This is a genomic window from Streptomyces beigongshangae (assembly GCF_019710745.1).
In the GTDB taxonomy this organism is placed as follows: domain Bacteria; phylum Actinomycetota; class Actinomycetes; order Streptomycetales; family Streptomycetaceae; genus Streptomyces; species Streptomyces beigongshangae.
In genome coordinates, this window is record NZ_JAHKJW010000032.1 from 71,699 (window position 1) to 91,539 (window position 19,841).

20 protein-coding genes are annotated in these 19,841 nt (G+C 71.9%); 10 read left to right on the forward strand and 10 right to left on the reverse strand.

Annotated elements, in window-relative coordinates; translation table 11 throughout:
* Window positions 1-108 precede the first annotated feature (108 nt).
* Entirely contained in the window at window positions 109-1,083 is a 975-nt protein-coding gene (locus KM933_RS24150; protein ID WP_221355577.1) for a carbohydrate kinase family protein, read from the reverse strand.
* Between the two features lie 159 nt (window positions 1,084-1,242).
* Here KM933_RS24150 and KM933_RS24155 point away from each other — a divergent pair, with 159 nt between their 5' ends.
* On the forward strand, window positions 1,243-1,440 hold the full coding sequence (locus KM933_RS24155; RefSeq protein WP_221355579.1) for a hypothetical protein: 198 nt from the start codon (window positions 1,243-1,245) through the stop codon (window positions 1,438-1,440).
* A gap of 148 nt (window positions 1,441-1,588) precedes the next feature.
* The gene (locus KM933_RS24160) at window positions 1,589-3,217 is read left to right on the forward strand and encodes a hypothetical protein (RefSeq protein WP_221355581.1); all 1,629 of its coding nucleotides are present in this window, start codon (window positions 1,589-1,591) and stop codon (window positions 3,215-3,217) included.
* 83 nt (window positions 3,218-3,300) lie between these two features.
* Here the strand turns inward: KM933_RS24160 and KM933_RS24165 are convergent, their stop codons facing one another.
* Window positions 3,301-3,657, reverse strand: coding sequence for a HesB/IscA family protein (locus KM933_RS24165; RefSeq protein WP_221355583.1), 357 nt, complete (start codon window positions 3,655-3,657; stop codon window positions 3,301-3,303).
* A 318-nt stretch (window positions 3,658-3,975) separates the two neighbouring features.
* On the opposite strand from KM933_RS24165, the gene nadA reads away from it, so the two are divergent.
* A complete protein-coding gene (gene nadA, locus KM933_RS24170; RefSeq protein WP_221355585.1) occupies window positions 3,976-5,160 on the forward strand; it encodes a quinolinate synthase NadA in 1,185 nt (394 codons plus the stop codon).
* Window positions 5,161-5,223: 63 nt separating this feature from the next.
* Here nadA and KM933_RS24175 read toward each other — a convergent pair whose 3' ends face one another.
* Window positions 5,224-5,520 (reverse strand): hypothetical protein, encoded by a 297-nt coding sequence (locus tag KM933_RS24175; protein WP_221355586.1) that lies wholly within the window; start codon window positions 5,518-5,520, stop codon window positions 5,224-5,226.
* Between the two features lie 122 nt (window positions 5,521-5,642).
* On the opposite strand from KM933_RS24175, the gene KM933_RS24180 reads away from it, so the two are divergent.
* Window positions 5,643-6,488 carry a helix-turn-helix domain-containing protein gene (locus tag KM933_RS24180; protein WP_221355589.1) on the forward strand — a complete coding sequence of 282 codons (846 nt, stop codon included), beginning with the start codon at window positions 5,643-5,645 and terminating at the stop codon, window positions 6,486-6,488.
* On the forward strand, window positions 6,467-6,658 hold the full coding sequence (locus tag KM933_RS24185) for a DUF397 domain-containing protein (protein WP_221355591.1): 192 nt from the start codon (window positions 6,467-6,469) through the stop codon (window positions 6,656-6,658). Before KM933_RS24180 ends, KM933_RS24185 begins: the two co-directional genes overlap by 22 nt.
* Window positions 6,659-6,739: 81 nt before the next feature.
* Here the strand turns inward: KM933_RS24185 and KM933_RS24190 are convergent, their stop codons facing one another.
* The 5 genes from KM933_RS24190 to KM933_RS24210 form a co-directional block, all read right to left on the reverse strand.
* Complete coding sequence (locus KM933_RS24190; RefSeq protein ID WP_221355593.1) at window positions 6,740-9,850, reverse strand: efflux RND transporter permease subunit; 3,111 nt, start codon at window positions 9,848-9,850, stop codon at window positions 6,740-6,742.
* A gap of 236 nt (window positions 9,851-10,086) precedes the next feature.
* On the reverse strand, window positions 10,087-10,764 hold the full coding sequence (locus tag KM933_RS24195) for a response regulator transcription factor (RefSeq protein WP_221355595.1): 678 nt from the start codon (window positions 10,762-10,764) through the stop codon (window positions 10,087-10,089).
* The gene (locus KM933_RS24200) at window positions 10,761-12,071 is read right to left on the reverse strand and encodes a sensor histidine kinase (RefSeq protein ID WP_221355598.1); all 1,311 of its coding nucleotides are present in this window, start codon (window positions 12,069-12,071) and stop codon (window positions 10,761-10,763) included. Before KM933_RS24200 ends, KM933_RS24195 begins: the two co-directional genes overlap by 4 nt.
* 184 nt (window positions 12,072-12,255) lie before the next feature.
* Complete coding sequence (gene pspAA / locus KM933_RS24205) at window positions 12,256-12,534, reverse strand: PspA-associated protein PspAA (protein WP_221355599.1); 279 nt, start codon at window positions 12,532-12,534, stop codon at window positions 12,256-12,258.
* Between the two features lie 42 nt (window positions 12,535-12,576).
* Window positions 12,577-13,371: a PspA/IM30 family protein gene (locus KM933_RS24210; protein ID WP_221355602.1), complete on the reverse strand. Its 795-nt coding sequence runs from the start codon at window positions 13,369-13,371 to the stop codon at window positions 12,577-12,579.
* Between the two features lie 278 nt (window positions 13,372-13,649).
* Between KM933_RS24210 and KM933_RS24215 the strand changes: the two genes are divergently transcribed.
* Complete coding sequence (locus tag KM933_RS24215) at window positions 13,650-14,276, forward strand: DUF3043 domain-containing protein (protein WP_221355604.1); 627 nt, start codon at window positions 13,650-13,652, stop codon at window positions 14,274-14,276.
* A gap of 83 nt (window positions 14,277-14,359) precedes the next feature.
* Window positions 14,360-15,061 carry a class I SAM-dependent methyltransferase gene (locus tag KM933_RS24220; protein WP_221355627.1) on the forward strand — a complete coding sequence of 234 codons (702 nt, stop codon included), beginning with the start codon at window positions 14,360-14,362 and terminating at the stop codon, window positions 15,059-15,061.
* Window positions 15,062-15,169: 108 nt separating this feature from the next.
* On the opposite strand, the gene KM933_RS24225 is transcribed toward KM933_RS24220, so the two are convergent.
* Entirely contained in the window at window positions 15,170-15,382 is a 213-nt protein-coding gene (locus KM933_RS24225; RefSeq protein ID WP_221355605.1) for a hypothetical protein, read from the reverse strand.
* A 165-nt stretch (window positions 15,383-15,547) separates the two neighbouring features.
* Here KM933_RS24225 and KM933_RS24230 point away from each other — a divergent pair, with 165 nt between their 5' ends.
* On the forward strand, window positions 15,548-16,747 hold the full coding sequence (locus KM933_RS24230; RefSeq protein ID WP_221355607.1) for a bifunctional adenosylcobinamide kinase/adenosylcobinamide-phosphate guanylyltransferase: 1,200 nt from the start codon (window positions 15,548-15,550) through the stop codon (window positions 16,745-16,747).
* Between the two features lie 91 nt (window positions 16,748-16,838).
* Here KM933_RS24230 and KM933_RS24235 read toward each other — a convergent pair whose 3' ends face one another.
* A complete protein-coding gene (locus tag KM933_RS24235) occupies window positions 16,839-17,804 on the reverse strand; it encodes a class I SAM-dependent methyltransferase (protein ID WP_221355609.1) in 966 nt (321 codons plus the stop codon).
* Window positions 17,805-18,004: 200 nt separating this feature from the next.
* Here KM933_RS24235 and cobT point away from each other — a divergent pair, with 200 nt between their 5' ends.
* Together cobT and KM933_RS24245 are read left to right on the forward strand one after the other, a co-directional pair.
* Entirely contained in the window at window positions 18,005-19,051 is a 1,047-nt protein-coding gene (gene cobT, locus KM933_RS24240) for a nicotinate-nucleotide--dimethylbenzimidazole phosphoribosyltransferase (RefSeq protein ID WP_221355611.1), read from the forward strand.
* 235 nt (window positions 19,052-19,286) lie between these two features.
* On the forward strand, window positions 19,287-19,841 hold a 555-nt coding region (locus KM933_RS24245; protein ID WP_221355613.1), incomplete at its 3' end, for an adenosylcobinamide-GDP ribazoletransferase.

The following is a 19,841-nucleotide window of genomic DNA, read 5'->3' on the forward strand; positions in this document are numbered from 1 at the left end:
CCCCGCGCCCCTGCGGGGCACCCTCGGGGGCGCGGGGAACTGCGCGATCGGCCCCCGCGCGCCCGCAGGTGAAGAAGCACCCGAGCCGTACAGGCCCAGGGGCAGCGGCTACGCCAGATGCTCCCGGACCTCCGCCGCCGCATCGTGGCCGTACGCCTTCGTGAACCGGTCCAGGAAGTGCGACCGCCGCAGCTGGTACTCCTGCGTCCCCTTCGTCTCGATGACGAGCGTCGCCAGCATGCAGCCGACCTGCGCCGCCCGCTCGTGCGGGACGCCCCACACCAGTCCCGACAGGAACCCCGCGCGGAACGCGTCACCGACCCCCGTCGGGTCGATCTTCGCCGTCTCCTCCGGGACACCGACCTCGATCGGGTCCGCCCCGACGCTCTCGATGCGCACGCCCCGTGCCCCGAGCGTCGTGACCCGGTGGCCGACCCTGGCCAGGATCTCCGCGTCGCTCCAGCCGGTCTTGGACTCGATGAGCCCCTTCTCGTACTCGTTCGAGAAGAGGTACGCCGCCCCGTCGAGGAGCAGCCGGATCTCGTCGCCGTCCATCCGGGCGATCTGCTGGGAGAAGTCGGCCGCGAAGGGGATCGAGCGGGCCCGGCACTCCTCCGTGTGCCGCAGCATCCCCTCCGGGTCGTCGGCGCCGATCACGACGAGGTCGAGTCCGCCCACGCGGTCGGCGACCTTCTTGAGCTCGATGAGGCGGGCCTCGCTCATGGCCCCGGTGTAGAACGAGCCGATCTGGTTGTGGTCGGCGTCCGTGGTGCAGACGAAGCGCGCGGTGTGCAGCACCTCGGAGATCCGGACGGACTCGGTGTCGACGCCGTGCCGGTCCAGCCAGGCCCGGTACTCGTCGAAGTCGGCGCCCGCGGCACCGACGAGGATCGGCGAGGTGCCGAGCTGGCCCATGCCGAAGGCGATGTTCGCACCTACGCCGCCCCGGCGTACGTCCAGGTTGTCGACCAGGAAGGAGAGGGAGACCGTGTGCAGCTGATCCGCGACCAGCTGGTCGGCGAAGCGGCCGGGGAAGGTCATGAGGTGGTCGGTGGCGATGGAGCCCGAGACAGCGATACGCACGGCTAGGACACACTCCTGCGAGGAGGGGGATTGACAGTTCACGCTACCGGGTCGTTCTCCGGTCGAGGCGTGGATACCGGCCGTTCTCGACCGGGAAGCGACCAGAACTACCCGATAGTAGGGCTTTTTTCTTCGCGCTTGCGGTGCCTACGGTTCCGTATGACGAACCCCAAGATCCATGGCGACACCCCGCTCGGCCTCGCGGAACTGCGGGGCGACTGCGCCCGTACGGCCCTGCACTGGGAGACGCCTGCCCGGATCACCGCCCGCCCGACCTCCCCGGCGCTCATCCACGGCGTGACCGTGCCGCCGGCCTCCGCCCGGCTGCTGGACGCCATGTCCGACTACGGCGACTGATCCCTCGCCGGGCGCGTGTCCTCCGTCGGGAGCGCGTTCCCGAACCCGCTCCCCCGCGAAGGGAACCGCACGCTCCCCCGTCGCGTCCCACCGCTGTCCCCCGTGAAGGGGAGGCCGGATACGACGGAGCGGCAGAAGGAGTGACGCGGTGGACACCGAGCGACCCGACAACGGAGCGGCTCCGGCCGCCGACGAGGACCGGCCGCGCCGACGGCGTCCGACGGTGGCCGTCGCCTCGGTGGCGGCGGCGGTGCTCCTCGTCGGCGGCGGCGGGGCGTACCTCGCCGCCACCGCGTCCGGCGGCTCCGGCGGCTCCGGCGGCTCGGGCGGCGAGGACCGCTCCGGCGCGCCGGGCGGTGACGGCGCCCCTCCGCCCCTCGTCCTCGACGGTTACACGGGGAGCGGCGCGAGCGGTACCTCCGGTACGAACGGCATCGCACCCGGCGAGCCGGACCCGAACGGCGCGGTCTACCGCGCCGGGGGCGAGCTGCCCGACGGCCCTTCCTCCGCGGCCGTGTACCGGGCGAAGGGCCAGGTCTCCGCGGCGGAGGTGGCGCGGCTCGCGAAGGCGCTGGAGGTGGAGGGCACACCGAAGGCGGTGGGCGACGCCTGGCAGGTCGGCGCCACGAAGGACGGCTTCGGGTCCGGTCTGCGGGTGAGCCGACAGGCGCCCGGCGGCTGGACGTTCAGCCGCTTCGCACCCGGCACCGACAACTGCAAGGGCACCACGACGTGCGCGAACAGGAGCGCGGGCGGCAGCGGGGACGCGAGCGGGAACGGCAACGAAAGCGCCAGGGGTGCCGAGGTGGACCCGGTGGGCGTGGACGCCGCGAAGAAGGCGGCGGCGCCGGTGCTCAAGGCGGTCGGCCAGGACGGGGCGAAGCTCGACGCCGGCCAGCTGATGGGCGCCGTACGCGTGGTGAACGCGGAGCCGGAGGTCGGCGGACTGCCCACGTACGGCTGGACGACCGGCGTCCAGGTCGGCCCGGACGGCCGGGTGGCGGGCGGCAGCGGCCAGTTGAAGGCACCGGTGAAGGGGGACACGTACCCCGTCCTCGGCCCCGAGGAGACGCTCGACCTGCTGAACGGGTCCGGAAAGGGCGACGGGCGGGCGGGCATCGGCGGCTGCGCGAGCCCCGCGCCCCTGAAGAACCAGGACGACAGGAGCGGGAAGGCCGACAAGGGCGCGAGCGGGGCGCCCTGCGAGACGTCGGGCACGGCGCCGAAGCCCGAGCCGGTCGTCGTCGAGGAGGCGGTGTTCGGTCTGGCCGCGCACTTCGTGGAGGGCCGGCAGGCGCTGGTGCCGTCCTGGCTCTTCGAGGTACGCCCCTCGGGGGCGGGCGACGCCTTCACGGTCACCCACCCCGCGGTGGACCCGGAGTACCTGGCCGCCCCGAGCGCACCGGACCCCGGCCCGAGCCAGGACCCGACGGTCCGGCCGAGCCCCCGGACGAGCGGGAGCGGTGACGACGGGACGGGCAAGGGGACCTCGACGCGTGACGTCCGGGTCGAGGGCTACCGCGCGGACGGGAAGGAGCTGTCCGTGCGCTTCACGGGAGGCGTGTGCAGCGACTACTCGGCCTCGGTGGACGAGACCGGCGGCACGGTGACGGTCCGGGTGACCGAGACGTCGCAGCCGGAGGAGCCCTGCATCATGGTCGCCAAGGTCTTCCACGAGAAGGTCGACCTCGGCAAGCCGCTCGGGGACCGCGAGGTGGTCGCCCCGGACGGCCGCGCCGTACCGCCGGAGAAGGACCTGCCGAAGCCGGTCGGCTGACGGCCGCGGGAACGCGGAAGGCGGCGCCCCCTCGGAGGGGGCGCCGCCTTTCTGCGACTGTCGCCGGGTGGTGCGGCCGGGGACTAGTTGAACGAGTCGCCGCAGGCGCAGGAGCCCGTCGCGTTCGGGTTGTCGATCGTGAAGCCCTGCTTCTCGATGGTGTCCACGAAGTCGATGGAGGCGCCGCCCAGGTACGGGGCGCTCATGCGGTCGGTGACCACCTTCACGTCACCGAACTCCTTGACGACGTCGCCGTCGAGGGAGCGCTCGTCGAAGAAGAGCTGGTACCGAAGGCCGGAGCAGCCGCCGGGCTGGACGGCGACGCGCAGCGCCAGGTCGTCACGGCCCTCCTGCTCCAGCAGGCCCTTGACCTTGGCCGCGGCGGCGTCCGACAGGAGGATGCCGTCGCTCACGGTGGTGGTCTCGTCCGATACGGACATCTGCTTCTCTCCCGGGTTGTACGGAGACTGCTTGCCGACGGTTGCAACCGGCGGGGCCGCGGATTCATTCCGGGCCGGGCGTTGAGTCTTTGAGTTCTCCCTTCATGCTCGCACACCCGGTTGCAAGCGGAAAACGGCCTGTGGAAAACCTCCGCCGACCCGGCCGTACGGGATTCACGTCACATGGACGTTATGGACATCGTCAAAGTGACGTGAAGCGGTTATGATAGATAGCGTCATTTCGACGAAAAGTCGTGTCCGCTTGATCGTCCCAGTCGGCCGGTCCAAGCGAGCCGCAGAACAGAAAGGGTGCGTGTCGTGACCACCGCCCAGCCCCAGGTGCTCGACGTACAGCCGACGCCCCTCGCCCTGCTGCTTCTCGGCCGGGAGGCCGACCCGCGGAGCGAGCGCGGCGTCGAGTGTCCCGGTGACCTGCCCTCGCCGTCCGACCCGGACCTGGTGGAGCGCGCCCGCGCGGCCAAGGAGAAGCTCGGGGACAAGGTCTTCGTGCTGGGCCACCACTACCAGCGCGACGAGGTCATCCAGTTCGCGGACGTCACCGGCGACTCCTTCAAGCTGGCCAGGGACGCCGCGGCGCGCCCCGAGGCCGAGTACATCGTCTTCTGCGGTGTCCACTTCATGGCCGAGTCGGCGGACATCCTGACCTCCGGCGACCAGAAGGTGGTCCTGCCCGACCTGGCCGCCGGCTGCTCGATGGCCGACATGGCCACCGCCGAGCAGGTCGCCGAGTGCTGGGACGTGCTGACCGAGGCCGGGGTGGCCGAGCAGGTCGTGCCCGTCTCGTACATGAACTCGTCCGCGGACATCAAGGCGTTCACGGGCAGGCACGGCGGCACGATCTGCACGTCGTCCAACGCGGAGAAGGCCCTGAACTGGGCGTTCGAGCAGGGCGAAAAGGTGCTGTTCCTCCCGGACCAGCACCTGGGCCGCAACACCGCCGTGCGCGACCTCGGGATGTCGCTCGACGACTGCGTCCTCTACAACCCGCACAAGCAGGGCGGCGGCCTGACCGCCGAGCAGCTGCGGAACGCGAAGATGATCCTGTGGCGGGGGCACTGCTCGGTGCACGGCCGCTTCTCGCTGGAGTCGGTGGAGGACGTGCGCGCCCGCATACCCGGCGTGAACGTGCTCGTGCACCCCGAGTGCCGGCACGAGGTCGTGGCCGCGGCCGACCACGTGGGCTCGACGGAGTACATCATCAAGGCGCTGGAGGCAGCCCCGGCCGGCTCCAAGTGGGCCATCGGCACGGAGCTGAACCTGGTCCGCCGCCTGGCGAACCGTTTCGCCCCCGAGGGCAAGGAGATCGTCTTCCTCGACAAGACGGTCTGCTTCTGCTCGACGATGAACCGCATCGACCTGCCGCACCTGGTCTGGACCCTGGAGTCCCTGGCCGACGGCAAGCTGGTCAACCGCATCGAGGTGGACCACGAGACCGAGCACTTCGCGAAGCTGGCACTGGAGCGGATGCTCGCACTGCCGTAGTCCGGCCTCGTACGCAGGCGAGGGGCGCCCTTCGATCAGAAGGGCGCCCCTCGCACTCCGCACTCACCCCTCCAGCAACCGCGCACCCCGGCTCTCGGCGATCCGCAGCGCGTCTCCCAGCGCCTCCGCCAGGCGCACTCCCGTGAAGCGCAATTCCCGCTCCCCCACTCCCTTCTCGGTGAGCAGAGGTTTCGCCTGCGTCAGGACGAACTCGGCCGAGTCGAGCAGATCCGCCTCCAACTCGTCGGCCATACGGGACAGACGGCTGCGGGAGTCGTTCGTGCTGAGGTAGCACGGGGCGCCCTCCGGAGTGGTCCACGGGAGCAACCGCAGTGGAGCACCCGTTCCGTCGCGCATCATCTTGCATCACTCCCGATACCGATCGTCACCGTCTGTGCCACCATCATCACCATGTGCCACCTGGTCTCGACAGGGGCGTCCCGTCCCACCGTCGAGAACGGGACAACAGAGAGGTGACACCGATGGTGTTCAAGCCACAGGCCCTGACCCCGTACCTGTCCGCCCGCCACTACTTCGGCTCCGAGCAGCGCCGCCACCGCGAGGAGGCGAGCCTGTCACTCGTACAGCTCGCAGGCGTCGTGAACTCCAGCAAGAGCACGCTCGCGCGGGTCGAGACGGCGGAGTTGATGCCGCCGCCCGACCTGCCGTCCCGGCTCGACGCGGCGTTCGGGACGGACAAGCACTTCCACGGGCTGTACCAACTGGCCAGGCGGGAGGCCCATCCCGACCAGTACCGCCGCTACATGGATTTCGAGGGAACGGCCGAGGTCATCGACCAGTACGGGGCACAGGCTTTGCCCGGTCTCCTACAGACCAATGCCTACGCCCGGGCGTTGCTGCGCTGTCAGGAGGAGTTGAGCGAGGAACAGGTCGAGGAGCGCGTCACGGCCAGGATGGCCCGGCAGGAAAGGCAGCGCTCGGACTCACCGCCGTTGCGTTGGGCGATCATCGACGAGTCGGTGATCCTTCGCCGAGTCGGCGGCCCGGCCTGCATGTACGAGCAGTTGGTTTCGCTGCTCGCCCAGGCGGACACTCCGGACAGTAAGGTTCAGGTCATGCCGTTCAGCGCGGGCCCGCACTCGTTGATGGGCAGCGCGCTGACTCTGCTGACTCTGCCCAACGGCTCCACGGTGGCCTACGAAGAAGGCAGCCAGGCCGGTTACCTCTACGAGGACCCGGATGCGGCGAAGAAGCGGCGGCGCCAGTACGAGGTACTGCGCGCCAACGCTCTCACGCTGCCTGAGTCGGTGAAGCTGATCCGGAAGGCGATGGAGGACCACAAGCCATGCGACACACCCCCGAGCTGAGCACTGCCCGTTGGCGTAAGAGCAGTTACAGCAACACCAACGGAGGTGAGTGCGTCGAGATCGCCGAGGGCTACCCCCACCTCGTCCCCGTGCGCGACAGCAAGAACCCCCACGGCCCCGTACTCGTCGTCCCAGCCACCGCCTGGGCCGAGTTCGTCAACTCCTTGTAGACCTGAAGGACACGACCGTGCCCCCGTACGTCGGACGTACGGGGGCACGGTCAGCGGTCAAGCCAGCTCACCGTCAGGCGGTCACACGCTCACCGGCTCCGGCTCGGCCTTCTTCTCGCGCTTCGCGGACTTCTTCTCCGCGCGGCGCTCCTTGCGGAGCTCGACCATCGCGTACAGCGTCGGTACGAGCAGCAGCGTCAGCAGCGTCGACGAGATCAGGCCGCCGATCACGACCACCGCCAGCGGCTGGGCGATGAAGCCGCCCTCGCCGGTGATGCCGAGGGCCATCGGGATCAGGGCGAAGATCGTCGCCAGGGCCGTCATCAGGATCGGGCGCAGGCGGTGCCTGCCACCCTCCAGCACGGCCTCCACGACGCCGTAACCCTGTGCGCGGTACTGGTTGATCAGGTCGATCAGCACGATCGCGTTGGTGACGACGATGCCGATGAGCATCAGCATGCCGATCATCGACGGCACGCCCAGCGGGGTGCCGGTCACCACGAGCAGGCCGATCGCGCCCGTCGCCGCGAACGGGATCGAGACCAGCAGGATCAGCGGCTGGACCAGCGACCGGAAGGTCGCCACCAGCAGCATGAACACGATCGCGATCGCCGCGAGCATCGCCAGGCCCAGGGACGCGAACGCGTCGTCCTGGTCCTCGGACACCCCGCCGATGGAGGCCGTGGCGCCGGCCGGCAGCTTCAGCTTGTCGAGCTTCGTCGTGAGCTCGGTGCTGACCGCGCCGGTGTTGTCCCCGGTCGGCTTCGCCGTGATGGTGGCCGCGCGCTGGCCGTCGATGCGGGTCATCGAGACCGGGCCGTCGACCAGCTTGACCGTGGCGATGTCGCCGAGCTCCACCGCGCCGAGCTTCAGGTTGCGCAGTTCGGCCAGCGTCGCGGCCGGCTTCGCCGACTTGATGACGACGTCCCGCTCGGTGTCGTCGAGGATCGCCTTGCCGCTGGTGGTGCCGCGCACCGCCTGGCCGACGGCCGCGCCGAGGGTGCTGTCGTCGAACCCGGCGGCGGCCGCCTTGTCGTTGGCCCTGACCGAGATCCGCGGCACGGACTGGGCCAGGTCGCTGTTGACGTCGGTGACGTCGTCGAGCTTCGCGACCTCGTCCCGGACCTTCTCCGCCGCCTCGCGCAGGACGTCCGCGTCGGCGGCCTTCACCACGACGCTCAGGTCCTGGCTGCCGAAGCCGTCACCGGCCGCGACCGTGGTCGTACCGATGCCGGAGAGCTTGCCGAGCCCTTCCTCGATGCCGTCCTGGACGTCGTCGAAGGAGGCGGAGTCGGCCACCTTGACGGTGTACGAGGCCTGGTTGGTGTCCGTGCCCCCGCCGAACGCGGCCATGAAGCCGGAGGAGCCGATCGTGACCTGGTAGTCCTCGACGCCCTTGACGCCGTCGAGCATCTTCTCGACCTTCTTGGCCTGGGCGTCGGTCTCCGTCAGGCTGGTGCCGGGCTTCAGCTCCTGCTTGACGGTGAGGACCTCCTGGTCGCCCTGGTCGAAGAAGTTCGTCTTCAGCAGGGGCGCCATGCCGAACGTGCCGAGGAGCACCACCACCGCGATGGCCACACTGGTGAGGCGGCGGCGGGTCGCGAAGCGCAGCACCGGGACGTAGAAGCGCTGGAGACGGCTGCGCGCCTCCTTCTCCTCGGCCTTGCGGCGCGCCTCCTCCTGGTCTGCCCCGCGCACGTCCTTGGGGGCGCGCAGGAACCAGTACGAGAGCACGGGGACGACCGTCAGCGAGACGAGCAGCGAGGCCAGCAGGGCCGCCGTCACCGTCAGCGAGAACGAGCCGAAGAGCTCGCCGACCATGCCGCCGGTCAGGCCGATGGGCAGGAAGACGGCGACGGTGGTGAGCGTCGAGGCGGTGACGGCGCCCGCGACCTCGCGCACGGCCTTGAGGATCGCCTCCTGGCGCTCCTCGCCGTAGCCGAGGTGCCGCTTGATGTTCTCCAGGACCACGATCGAGTCGTCGACGACCCGGCCGATGGCGATGGTCAGGGCGCCCAGCGTCAGGATGTTGAGCGACTCGCCGCGCACCCACAGCACGATCAGCGCGAGGACGACCGACATCGGGATGGAGACCGCGGTGACCAGCGTCGAACGGACCGACGCCAGGAAGACCAGGATGACCAGGACCGCGAAGAGGAGACCGAGCGCGCCCTCGGTGGTCAGGCCCTCGATGGACTTGGAGACGGCCGGGCCCTGGTCGCTGACGACCGTCAGGGTGGAGCCGGAACCGAGGTCCTTGCGCAGGCCGGGCAGCTTGTCCTGGACCGCTTCGGAGACCGCGACCGCGCTGCCGTCGTGGTCCATGGTGACGGAGACGGCGAGGCTGGGCCTGCCGTCGGTGCGGGTGATGGACTGCGTCCTGGCGGCCTTCTCCTCGACGGTGGCGACGGAGCCGAGGCGTACGGGCTTTCCGCCGCCCTCGCCCTCGCCCTGGACCGGGACCATCAGGTCCTCGATCTGCTTCAGGGAGGTGAAGCCGCCGCCGACCTGGACCGTGCGGTTGCTGCCGCCCTCGTCGAAGGAGCCGGCCGGGACGGTCGCGCCGCCCGCCTGGAGGGCCTGGCCGAGCGCGGTCGTGGTCAGCCCCGCCCTCGCCAGCTTCGCGTCGTCGGGCGTGACCGCGACCTCCAGGTCCTGGACGCCGTCGACCGCGACCTGGCCGACGCCGTCGATGCCCTTCAGCGCGGGGACGACGGTGCGGTCCAGCTGGTCCGAGAGGGCCTGCTGGTCGCGGTCCGAGGTGACGGCGAGGACGACGGTCGGTATGTCGTCGGTGGAACCGGCGACCACCTGCGGGTCCACGTCGTCCGGGAGCTGGACGCGGGCGCGGTTCACGGCCTGCTGGACGTCGGCCACGATCCGGGCGGAGTCGTTGCCGTAGTCGAAGGAGACCATGAGCAGGGCGTTGCCCTCGCTGGCCGTGGAGGTGACGCCCGAGATCCCGTCGACGGCTTCGAGGTTGTCCTCGATGGGCTCGACGACCTGCTTCTCGACCACGTCGGGGGACGCGCCCTGGTACGGCGCCAGGACCGACACCATGGGCAGTTCGATGGTGGGCAGCAGCTGCTGCTTGAGTTGCGGGATCGCTATCGCGCCGAAGACGAGCGCGATGATCGACATCAACCCGATGAGGGCGCGCTGGGCGAGGCTGAAGCGGGACAGCCAGGACATGGGTGGCAGGTCTCTCTTCTGTTGCTTGGGACTTGTTGCTCGGGGCTTGTTGCTCGGGGCTTGTTGCTCGGGGCTCGGGGAACGTGGCGCTGGGGGTTCCCGGGGCTGGAGCGGCGCGAGAGGCTCATGTGAGCGTTCGCCTATCACTCTGAGCCATGGGCGGGGCCCCTCCCGTCGCCCCCAGGTCCCGTTCCTCACGCCGCGCATACCGCGACCGCAGTACGTACGGGCGCAGCTCACTCCACCCTTGGGCGGACCAGTCCGGATTCGTACGCGATCACCACGAGCTGGGCCCGGTCGCGGGCCCTCAGTTTGGCCATGGCCCGGTTCACGTGGGTCTTCACCGTGAGCGGGCTGACCTCCAGCCGCTCGGCGATCTCGTCGTTGGAGTGCCCGCCCGCGACCTGGACGAGGACTTCGCGCTCGCGGACGGTGAGTGCCGCAAGGCGTTCGGAGCGGGCCGGTTCCCGGCCGTCGTCGTCGCCCTGCGCGAGGAACTTCGCGATCAGCCCCTTGGTGGCGGCGGGCGACAGCAGCGCGTCGCCGCCGGCCGCGACGCGGATGGCGTTCAGCAGTTCGTCCGGTTCGGAGCCCTTGCCGAGGAAGCCGGAGGCTCCGGCCCGCAGCGACTGCACCACGTACTCGTCGACCTCGAAGGTCGTCAGCATCACGACGCGGACCTGGGCGAGGGCGGGGTCGGCGCTGATGAGCCGGGTCGCGGCGAGGCCGTCGGTGCCGGGCATACGGATGTCCATCAGGACCACGTCGGCGCGTTCCTCGCGGGCCAGCCGTACCGCCTCCGCGCCGTCCGACGCCTCTCCCACGACCTCCATGTCGGACTCGGAGTCGACCAGGACACGGAAGGCGCTGCGCAGCAGGGCCTGGTCGTCGGCGAGCAGGACGCGGATGGTCATGCGGGGTTCCCCTCGGGTGCCGGGTGGGTGGCGGCGGTGTTCGTGGGCGTGGTGTTCGTGGGGCCGGTGCGGGCGGGGGCCGCGCTCTGGGTGCCGCTCTGGGCGCCACTCTTGACCGGCAGGATCGCATGCACCCGGAAGCCTCCTCCGTAGCGGGGTCCGGCGGTGCAGGTGCCGCCGAGCGCGGTGACCCGCTCGCGCATGCCGAGCAGTCCGTGGCCGCCGCTCTCCTCCCGCCGGGCCGCCGTGTCGTCGCCGGGGCCGTCGTCCAGGACGGTGATCTCCACGTCCGGTCCCACGCGTACGACGCTGACCTCGGCCTTCGCGTCCTGGCCCGCGTGCTTGCGCACATTGGTGAGGGCTTCCTGGATGACGCGGTACGCGGCGAGGTCGACGGCGGCGGGGAGGGCCGTGCCCTGGTCGGTGCGGGCCACCTCGACGGGCAGGCCCGCGCTGCGGAAGGTGCCGACGAGTTCTTCGAGGCGGTGCAGGCCCGGCGCCGGCTCGGTCGGGGCCTCGGGGTCGCCGGACTGCCTCAGCAGGCCGACGGTGGCGCGGAGTTCGTTGAGCGCGGAGCGGCTGGCCTCCCGTACGTGGGCGAGGGCCTCCTTCGCCTGGTCGGGGCGCTTGTCCATGACGTGCGCCGCGACGCCGGCCTGCACGTTGACGAGGGCGATGTGGTGGGCGACGACGTCGTGCAGGTCGCGGGCGATACGCAGGCGCTCCTCCGCGACCCGGCGGCGCGCCTCCTCCTCGCGGGTGCGTTCGGCGCGTTCGGCGCGCTCCCTTATGGCGTGCACGAAGGCGCGGCGGCTGCGGACCGCGTCGCCCGCGGCGGCGGCCATGCCCGTCCAGGCGAAGATCCCGAGGTTCTCCTGGGCGTACCAGGGCAGGGGGCCGGCGAGCATCGCGACGGCGGTCAGGACCGTCATGGTCAGGAGGCCGACGCGCCAGGTGGTGGGGCGGTCGGTGGTGGAGGCGACGGTGTAGAGGGCGACGGCGGCGGACATCGCGACGGGGGCGCGGGGGTCGCCGATGACGAACTCGACCGTGGACAGGGCGCCCGTCGCGGCGAGGACCCTCATGGGGCTGCGGCGGCGCAGGACGAGGGCGGCCGCGGCGAGCGCGGTGAGGAAGAGGCTGAGGGGGTCGGGCATGTTGTGGGTGCCCCAGCTCGTGCCGTGCCGGCCGTTCGGCTCGGCGAACGAACCGATCACCATGCAGGCCAGGACGGCGGCGGCGAGGGCGCCGTCGACGATCAGGGGGTGGTGGCGGAGGCGGTTCCGGGCACGCTGGAGTGTGCTCACGTCTCCTTACGGTACGGGGCTGTGGGGGCGTCACGGGGGCAAGCCCTCGAACCTGGGGCAAGCCCCGAATCTCCTCGCCGGCTTCGGCCGCGGGTTCGGTGGGGGCTGGGCGCGCAGTTCCCCGCGCCCCTGAAAAACGCGGGGCTGCGCCCCTGCTTTCAAGCCGGTTGGTGGCAGGAGAGGCTCAGCCCGGGATCAGGCCGTCGTCCGTGAGCATCCTGCGGACTTCCGGGAGTGTTGCGTCGGGGGACGGGAGGATCAGTTCGGACGGCTCCAGGGAGTCGTCCGGGAGTGGGACGCCCAGTCGGCGTACCGCTTCGAGCAGCGCCCCCAGCGTTCGCCGGAAGCCCTCCTCGTCACCGGACCTCGTCTCCGCGAGGAGCTCGTCGTCCAGCTCGTCCAGCTCGGCGAGGTGGCTGTCGTCCAGCCTCACCTGTCCCTCCCCCATGATCCGTACGATCATGACGCCCTCCTCGGCGTGGGACGGCCTCCCCGGCCCGTGCCGCTACTGCTTGTCGAAGCGCGGGGTGTCCTGCGGCTGCTGCTGGGAACGAGTCTGGTCCTGACCGCCCTCGATCGCCTGCTGGGACGAGGTGCCGCCGGCCAGCTCGGCCTTCATGCGCTGGAGCTCCAGCTCCACGTCCGTACCACCGGAGAGCCGGTCCAGCTCGCTCTGGATGTCGTCCTTGGCGAGCCCCGAGTGGTCGTCGAGGGCGCCGGAGGCGAGCAGCTCGTCGATGGCGCCGGCCCGCGCCTGGAGCTGCGCGGTCTTGTCCTCGGCCCGCTGGATGGCCATGCCCACGTCGCCCATCTCCTCCGAGATGCCGGAGAAGGACTCGGCGATCCGGGTCTGGGCCTGGGCGGCGGTGTACGTCGCCTTGATCGTCTCCTTCTTCGTGCGGAAGGCGTCGACCTTGGCCTGCAGCCGCTGGGCCGCGAGGGTGAGCTTCTCCTCCTCGCCCTGGAGGGTCTGGTGCTGCGTCTCCAGGTCCGTCACCTGCTGCTGGAGCGCCGCCCGGCGGGACAGCGCCTCACGGGCCAGGTCCTCACGGCCCAGCGCGAGCGCCTTGCGGCCCTGGTCCTCCAGCTTGGAGGACTGGCCCTGGAGCTGGTTCAGCTGCAGTTCCAGCCGCTTGCGGGAGGTCGCCACGTCGGCGACGCCGCGGCGCACCTTCTGCAGCAGCTCCAGCTGCTTCTGGTACGAGTAGTCGAGGGTTTCGCGCGGGTCCTCGGCCCGGTCAAGGGCTTTGTTCGCCTTCGCGCGGAAGATCATCCCCATACGCTTCATGACACCGCTCATGGGCTTCGCGCGCCCCCTTCTGACGGACTCCGGCTCCAGTGACTGCAACAGAACCCACAGTACGGGCCCTGCATCTATTACTGCACTGTTCGGGGACGGATGCGCTCATCCCCAAGGACGACTGTCGACGATCTCGCTCCGGCGTAGGGAGTAGGTGTTCCCCGAGGTCCGTCCCGGGGTCGGTCGCGGGAACCGCGCACCGCCCTTCCGTTTCGGGCCTCTCTGTCCCCTTACGGACGACCGGTGTTGCCGGATCGTTCCCCAGTCGGCCGACGTCCATGCCTCCATACCCCTTACCCTTGGGTTTTGTGTTCCGTAGCCGTGCCAAGGAAGAGAAGGCCCACGCCGACAAGGCGCCGGTGACCGACTCCACTCAGATCCGTGACCCGCAGGCCCCCAAGGGTCGGCCCACGCCCAAGCGCAGCGAGGCCCAGTCCCAGCGCCGCAGCGTGGCCAATACGCCGACGTCGCGCAAGGAGGCAGCGAAGCGACAGCGCGACGAGCGCCGTGCCCACATGGAGAAGCAGCGCCAGGCGCTGGCGAGCGGTGACGAGCGCTACCTGCCCGCCCGTGACAAGGGCCCGGTGCGCAAGCTGGCGCGGGACTTCGTCGACTCGCGGTTCTGCATCGCCGAGTTCTTCCTGCCGCTGGCCGTGGTCATCCTCGTGCTGAGCATGGTCCGGGTCGCCCAGCTGCAGAACGTGGCGCTGCTGCTGTGGCTCTTCGTGATCGTGCTGATCGTGCTCGACTCCATCGGCATCGCGATCCGCCTGAAGAAGCAGCTGAACGCGCGCTTCCCGGACGAGCCCAGGCGCGGCGCCGTCGCCTACGCGCTGATGCGCAGCCTCCAGATGCGTCGCCTGCGGCTGCCGAAGCCTCAGGTCAAGCGCGGAGAGCGACCCTGAGCGCGGCATCCTTCACCGGCGGCGCGGCGGACGCCTGGCTGAACGGGCTGGGCGGGCTGCGCGAGGCCGTGCGGCAGGAGCTGGTGGCCCGGCAGCTCGACGAGCAGATAGCCGGACGGTTCCCGGTGGGGCAGCGGCTGCGCGTGCTCGACGTGGGCATGGGCCAGGGCACGCAGGCCCTGCGGCTGGCCCGGGCCGGGCACCAGGTGACCGGGATCGAGCAGGACTCCACGATGATCTCCGTGGCCCGTGAGTCCCTCTCCGCCGAACCGGAGGGCATCCGAGGCCGGGTACGGATCGTCGAGGGCGACGGACGGGACACCGGCGTCCACTTCCTGCCCGGCAGCTTCGACGTGGTGCTGTGCCACGGCGTGCTCATGTACGTCGAGGAGCCGGACGCGCTGCTCGCGGGTCTCGCCCGGATGCTGGCCCACGGCGGGCTGCTGTCCCTGCTGGTGCGCAACGCCGACGCGCTGGCCATGCGGCCGGGGCTGGCCGGCGACTGGCCGGGAGCGCTGGCCTCGTTCGACACCGACGCGTACCGGAACCGGCTCGGACTCGACGTCCGCGCCGACCGGCTCGACACCCTCACCGGCACGCTGGCCGGGATCGGGGCACCGCTGCACGCCTGGTACGGGGTGCGGGTCTTCACGGACACGGCCGCCGACGACGCGGCGCTGCCGGACGACGTGGACGTCCTGCTGGCCGCCGAGGAGCGGGCCGGGCGGACGGACCCCTACCGCCGGGTGGCGGCACTGCTGCACCTGTGCGGCGTACGCGGCTGAGGACGCGGCGTACCCGACCGGACGGCGCGGGGCCGCGGCCTCCGTACGGCCGCGGCCCCTCGCACGTCTCACCCGTCCCACACGTCATCACCCGTACGGGCAGGGGGTCTAGGACTCCTCGGGGTGCAGGCTCATCGGGCCGTAGACCTCCGTGGCGTCCTCGAAGATCCGGACCTGGTCCGCTCCCCCTTCGGCCAGCTCCTTCCAGTGCTCGCCGAGCCAGGACTCCGCGTCGCCCTGGGTGGTGAACTCCTCGGGCTGGACCGCCGGCTGGACTTCCGTCCCGTCGGCCTTCTCGAACCGCCACGTCCATGCCGCCATGTCAGCCTCCCAGAAATACCCAGCAAGATCGGGCTACTGCCGTCAGCCTAGGCGCTGCGTCAATCGTCCGGTGCTCGTCCGGTACTCGTCCGGTGTCCTGAGGAGGTGGCTCCTTGTGCACCCCCTGGCGGGCACGAGCCGCGCCGGCACGGAAAAATCACCTCCGTGGACGTGACTCTGCTTGGTACCGGCGGGCCGCTGGGACTGCCCCGGCCCGATTGTTCGTGCGCCGTCTGCGCGGTGGCGCTCGGTGCGGCCTCCCGGGCCGCCACCGCCCTGCTGGTGGACGGGGTGCTGCTCCTCGACCTGACGCCCGGCGCGGTCTTCGCGGCGGCGCGGGCCGGGCGTTCCCTGAGCGGGGTGCGGCAGGTGCTGCTCTCGCATCCGCACGACGGGCCCGCCGTGGAGGTGCCCGCCGGTCTGCCGCAGCCGGGGCGCGTGCCGGACGGGCAGGAGCTGACGCTGCTGACGGGCCACCGGGTGCGGGCGCTGGCGACGGACGCCCCGGGCACCGGGTACGCGGTCACCGGCCCGGACGGTCTGCGGCTGCTCTACCTGCCGCCCGGCGCGGCCCCCGCGGGTCCGGACGAGACGGGCGGGACGTACGACATGGTGGTCGCCGATGTCGTCGGGCGGCCCGACGCGCTGGCCCGGCTGCGGCTGGCGGGTGCGGTCGGACCGGCGACCGACGTCCTCGCGGTGCACCTCGACCACGACGTCCCGCCGGGCCGGGAGCTGCGCCGGCGCCTCGCGGCCGCGGGGGCCCGGGCGGTGCCGGACGGCACGACGTCCACCGTCGGGGTGTACGAGGACGTGCCCGACGTGCCGCGCCGCACACTGGTGCTCGGCGGGGCCCGCTCCGGCAAGTCGGTGGAGGCGGAGCGGCGGCTGGAGTCCTTCCCGGACGTGCTGTACGTGGCGACGGGCGGGACGCGGAACGGGGACGGCGAGTGGGCGGCGCGGGTGCACGCGCACCGTGAGCGGCGCCCCGGCTCCTGGCGTACCGCCGAGACCTGCGACCTCGTACCGGTTCTCGCGGAGGACGGGCCGCCGGTGCTGATCGACTGCCTCTCCCTGTGGCTGACGGACGCGATGGACTCCGTGCGCGCGTGGGACGACGACGAGTGGGCCGGCGGCGGTGAACGCGCGCTGCGGGCGCGCGTCGGGGAACTGACGGCCGCCGTCCGCGCCTCCCGCCGCACGGTGGTCGCCGTCTCCAACGAGGTCGGCTCCGGCATCGTCCCCGCCACCCCCTCGGGCCGCCGCTACCGCGACGAGCTCGGCCGCCTCAACACGGCCTTCGCGACCGAGTGCGAGCACGTCCTGCTGGTGGTGGCGGGGCAGGCACTCGCCCTGAAGGGCTGAGCCCGGACCGAAAGGAACCAGAAGAGCCGGAAAGGGCTGGAAGGGCTGGAAGGGCTGGAAGGGCCAGAAGAGTTGGAGACGACTGGCCGGGTCAGCGGCAGGATGTCGCTCGGGCGTCCGTGCAGGCGTCCGCGCGGGGGTTCTTGCGGGCGATGATCCGGTACGCGTCCGAGAAGCGGGCGCGGCGCAGGAGCGGCGCCAGGGCGCCGGTCGGGTCGTACGGGACATGCGGTTCGCGGCGGCCGGTGGAGACGACCGAGCAGCCCAGCGCGTCGAGTTCGGCGAGCAGGTTGCGCAGCGGCATGAGGTGCAGGTGCTGCGGCCGGCAGCAGGACACCCACCGCTTGCCCAGCAGCGCGCCGAACGGGCGGTCCGGGTCCGGGGCCTCGACGAGCAGGTGCCCGCCCGGACGCAGTACGGCGAGCGCGGCGCGCAGTTCCTCGCGGGGGTCGGGGCTGTGCTCCAGGTGGTGGAACATGCTGACCACGTCGTAGCGGGCGCGCAGCCGCCCGGCCAGGTCGGGCAGCCGGCCGCGGTGCGCCTCCTCCACCCGGCCCGCGGTCCGGGCCCGCTCGACCCGCGCGGTGGGGTCGGTCCCGTCGAAGGACGTGTACGTGAACAGCTCCTTGGCCGCCTCGGGGAAGTGGCCGTGTCCGGTGCCGACGTCCAGCCAGCTCTCCGGCTCGGGGAACGGGAGCATGGCGCGGGCCGCGGCCCGGTGGCGCCGGTCCTGGTTCTCGTGGGAGCCCCGGTGCCGGAAGGCGAGGCCCTCGGTGGTCGGGCGGGGGTTCCGGAAGGCGTGGGCGCAGTCCTCGCACTCGTCGAGGACGGAGGTGCCGGGTCTGTGCCGGAGGAGGTCCGGGGTGCGCGGCCGGGTGCGCAGCCGTCCCGAGCCGCACCAGGGGCAGTCGGGTCTGCGCGGCTCGTGGAGGCGGTCGGTGCCCACGGTCGGCTCGCCCGGTTGCACGGCGCGGCGCCGGGACTGGGATTGGGGCTGGCACTGGGGCTGGGGCTGGGATTGGGGATGGGGCTGGGGCTGGACGGGTGTGGGGGGCATGGTCTGTCTGCTCCTGCCGGTCCGACGGTGTAGAAACCTGTGGAAGGTGATATGAGCCGTCACCAACCGATACAAACCGGTATGACAATTCATCGCGCACCGGAAGGCACGGGAGGGCGGTCCCCGGCGCGAGGACCCCGTCCGGCGCACTGACCGCCCGTCAGGATCCCGGCCGGACCGCTGCCGGTACTGTTCGGCGAATGAGCTCGCTTAATCTCGACGACTTCACCGATCTGATCGAGCGCCCCGACGGCGGCGTACGCCGTGACGCGGAGGCGCGCCGGGAGCGCCAGATCGTGCCGCCGGGAGCACTGGGGCGCCTCGACGAACTCGGTGAGTGGCTGGCGGCCGCGCAGGCGGCCGTACCGGTGCGGGCGATCGAGCGTCCGCGCGTGGTGCTGTTCGCCGGGGACCACGGGGTCGCCGGGCTGGGGGTGTCGGCGCGGCCGGCCGGGAGCGCCGAAGACCTGGTGCGCTCCGTGCTGGACGGCTCCAGCCCCGTGGCGGTACTGGCCCGGCGGCTCGGGGTGCCCGTGCGGGTGGTGGACATGGCGCTCGACTGCGAGCCCGGGAGCCTGCCGGACGAGGTCGTACGGCACCGGGTGCGGCGTGGGTCCGGGCGGATCGACGTGGAGGACGCGCTGTCCCCGGAGGAGGCGGAGGCCGCCTTCCGGGCGGGGGTCGCCGTCGCGGACGAGGAGGCGGACGCCGGGACCGACCTCGTCGTGCTCGGGGACGTGAGCGTCGGCGGGACGACCGCGGCGGCGGTGCTGGTCGCCGCGCTGTGCGGGACCGACGCGTCGGTGGTGACCGGGCGCGGGGGGCGGGCCATCGACGACCTCGCCTGGATGCGCAAGTGCGCGGCGGTCCGTGACGCCCTGCGTCGTGCCCGGCCCGTCCTCGGGGACCAGTTGCAGTTGCTCGCGACGGTGGGCGGGGCCGATCTCGCCGCGATCACCGGGTTCCTGCTGCAGAGCGCCGTGCGCAAGACGCCGGTGGTGCTGGACGGAGTCGTGTCCGCGGCCTGTGCGCTGGTCGGGCAGCGGGTCGCCTTCCGGGCACCGGACTGGTGGCTGGCCGGGCAGGCCAGTGGGGAGCCGGCGCAGGCGAAGGCGTTCGACCGGATGGCGCTCGAACCGCTGCTCTCCCACGGGGTGACGGTCGGGGAGGGGGCGGGGGCGTTGCTCGCGCTGCCGTTGGTGCAGGCCGCGGCGGCGTTGGCGGCGGAGCTGCCGGAGTCCGCCTGATCCGGTGGATCCGGTGGATCCGGTGGATCCGGTGGATCCGGTGGATCCGGTGGATCCGGTGGATCCGGTGGATCCGGTTCATCGCGCAGTTCCCCGCGCCCCTGGAAAGCCGGGCCCGGCTTATGGGTGCGGGCGAGTGGGGGTTGCTCACGCGGTTCCCCGCGCCCCTGAGGGGCGGGGTGGCCGGTAGTCTGCGGTGGTGTCCGTGCCTTCCCCGCCGCCCGAGCCTCCTCCCGTGACGTCCGGGGGCCGCGGGGCGTCGTGGGGCGACGGGCTGCGTTTTGCCTTCGGGACGCTCACCGTGCTTCCCGTCGCGGTGCGCCGCTGGGACCGGACGGCCGCGCGCTCCGGGATGTCGGCCGCGCCCGTCGCCGGGCTGGCCGTGGGTCTCCTCGCCGCCGCGGCGGGCCTGCTCCTGCTGGTGTGCGGGGCGAGCCCGCTCCTCGCGGCCGTGGCGAGTGCCGCCGTGCCCGCAGTCCTGACCCGCGGCCTCCACCTCGACGGCCTCGCCGACACCGCCGACGGCCTCGGCAGCGGCAGGCCCGCCGAGGACGCGCTGCGCATCATGAAGCAGTCGGACATCGGCCCGTTCGGGGTCATCACCCTGCTCTTCGTACTGCTGGCCCAGGTGGCGGCGCTCTCCCAGGCGTACGGGGCCTCCTGGACCCGGGGCGCCCTCGCGGCCGTCGTGTCGGCGGCCGCCGCCCGGCTCGCGCTCACCCTGGCCGCCCGCACGGGGGTGCCGCCCGCGCGGCCCGAGGGGCTGGGCGCCGCGGTCGCGGGCACGGTC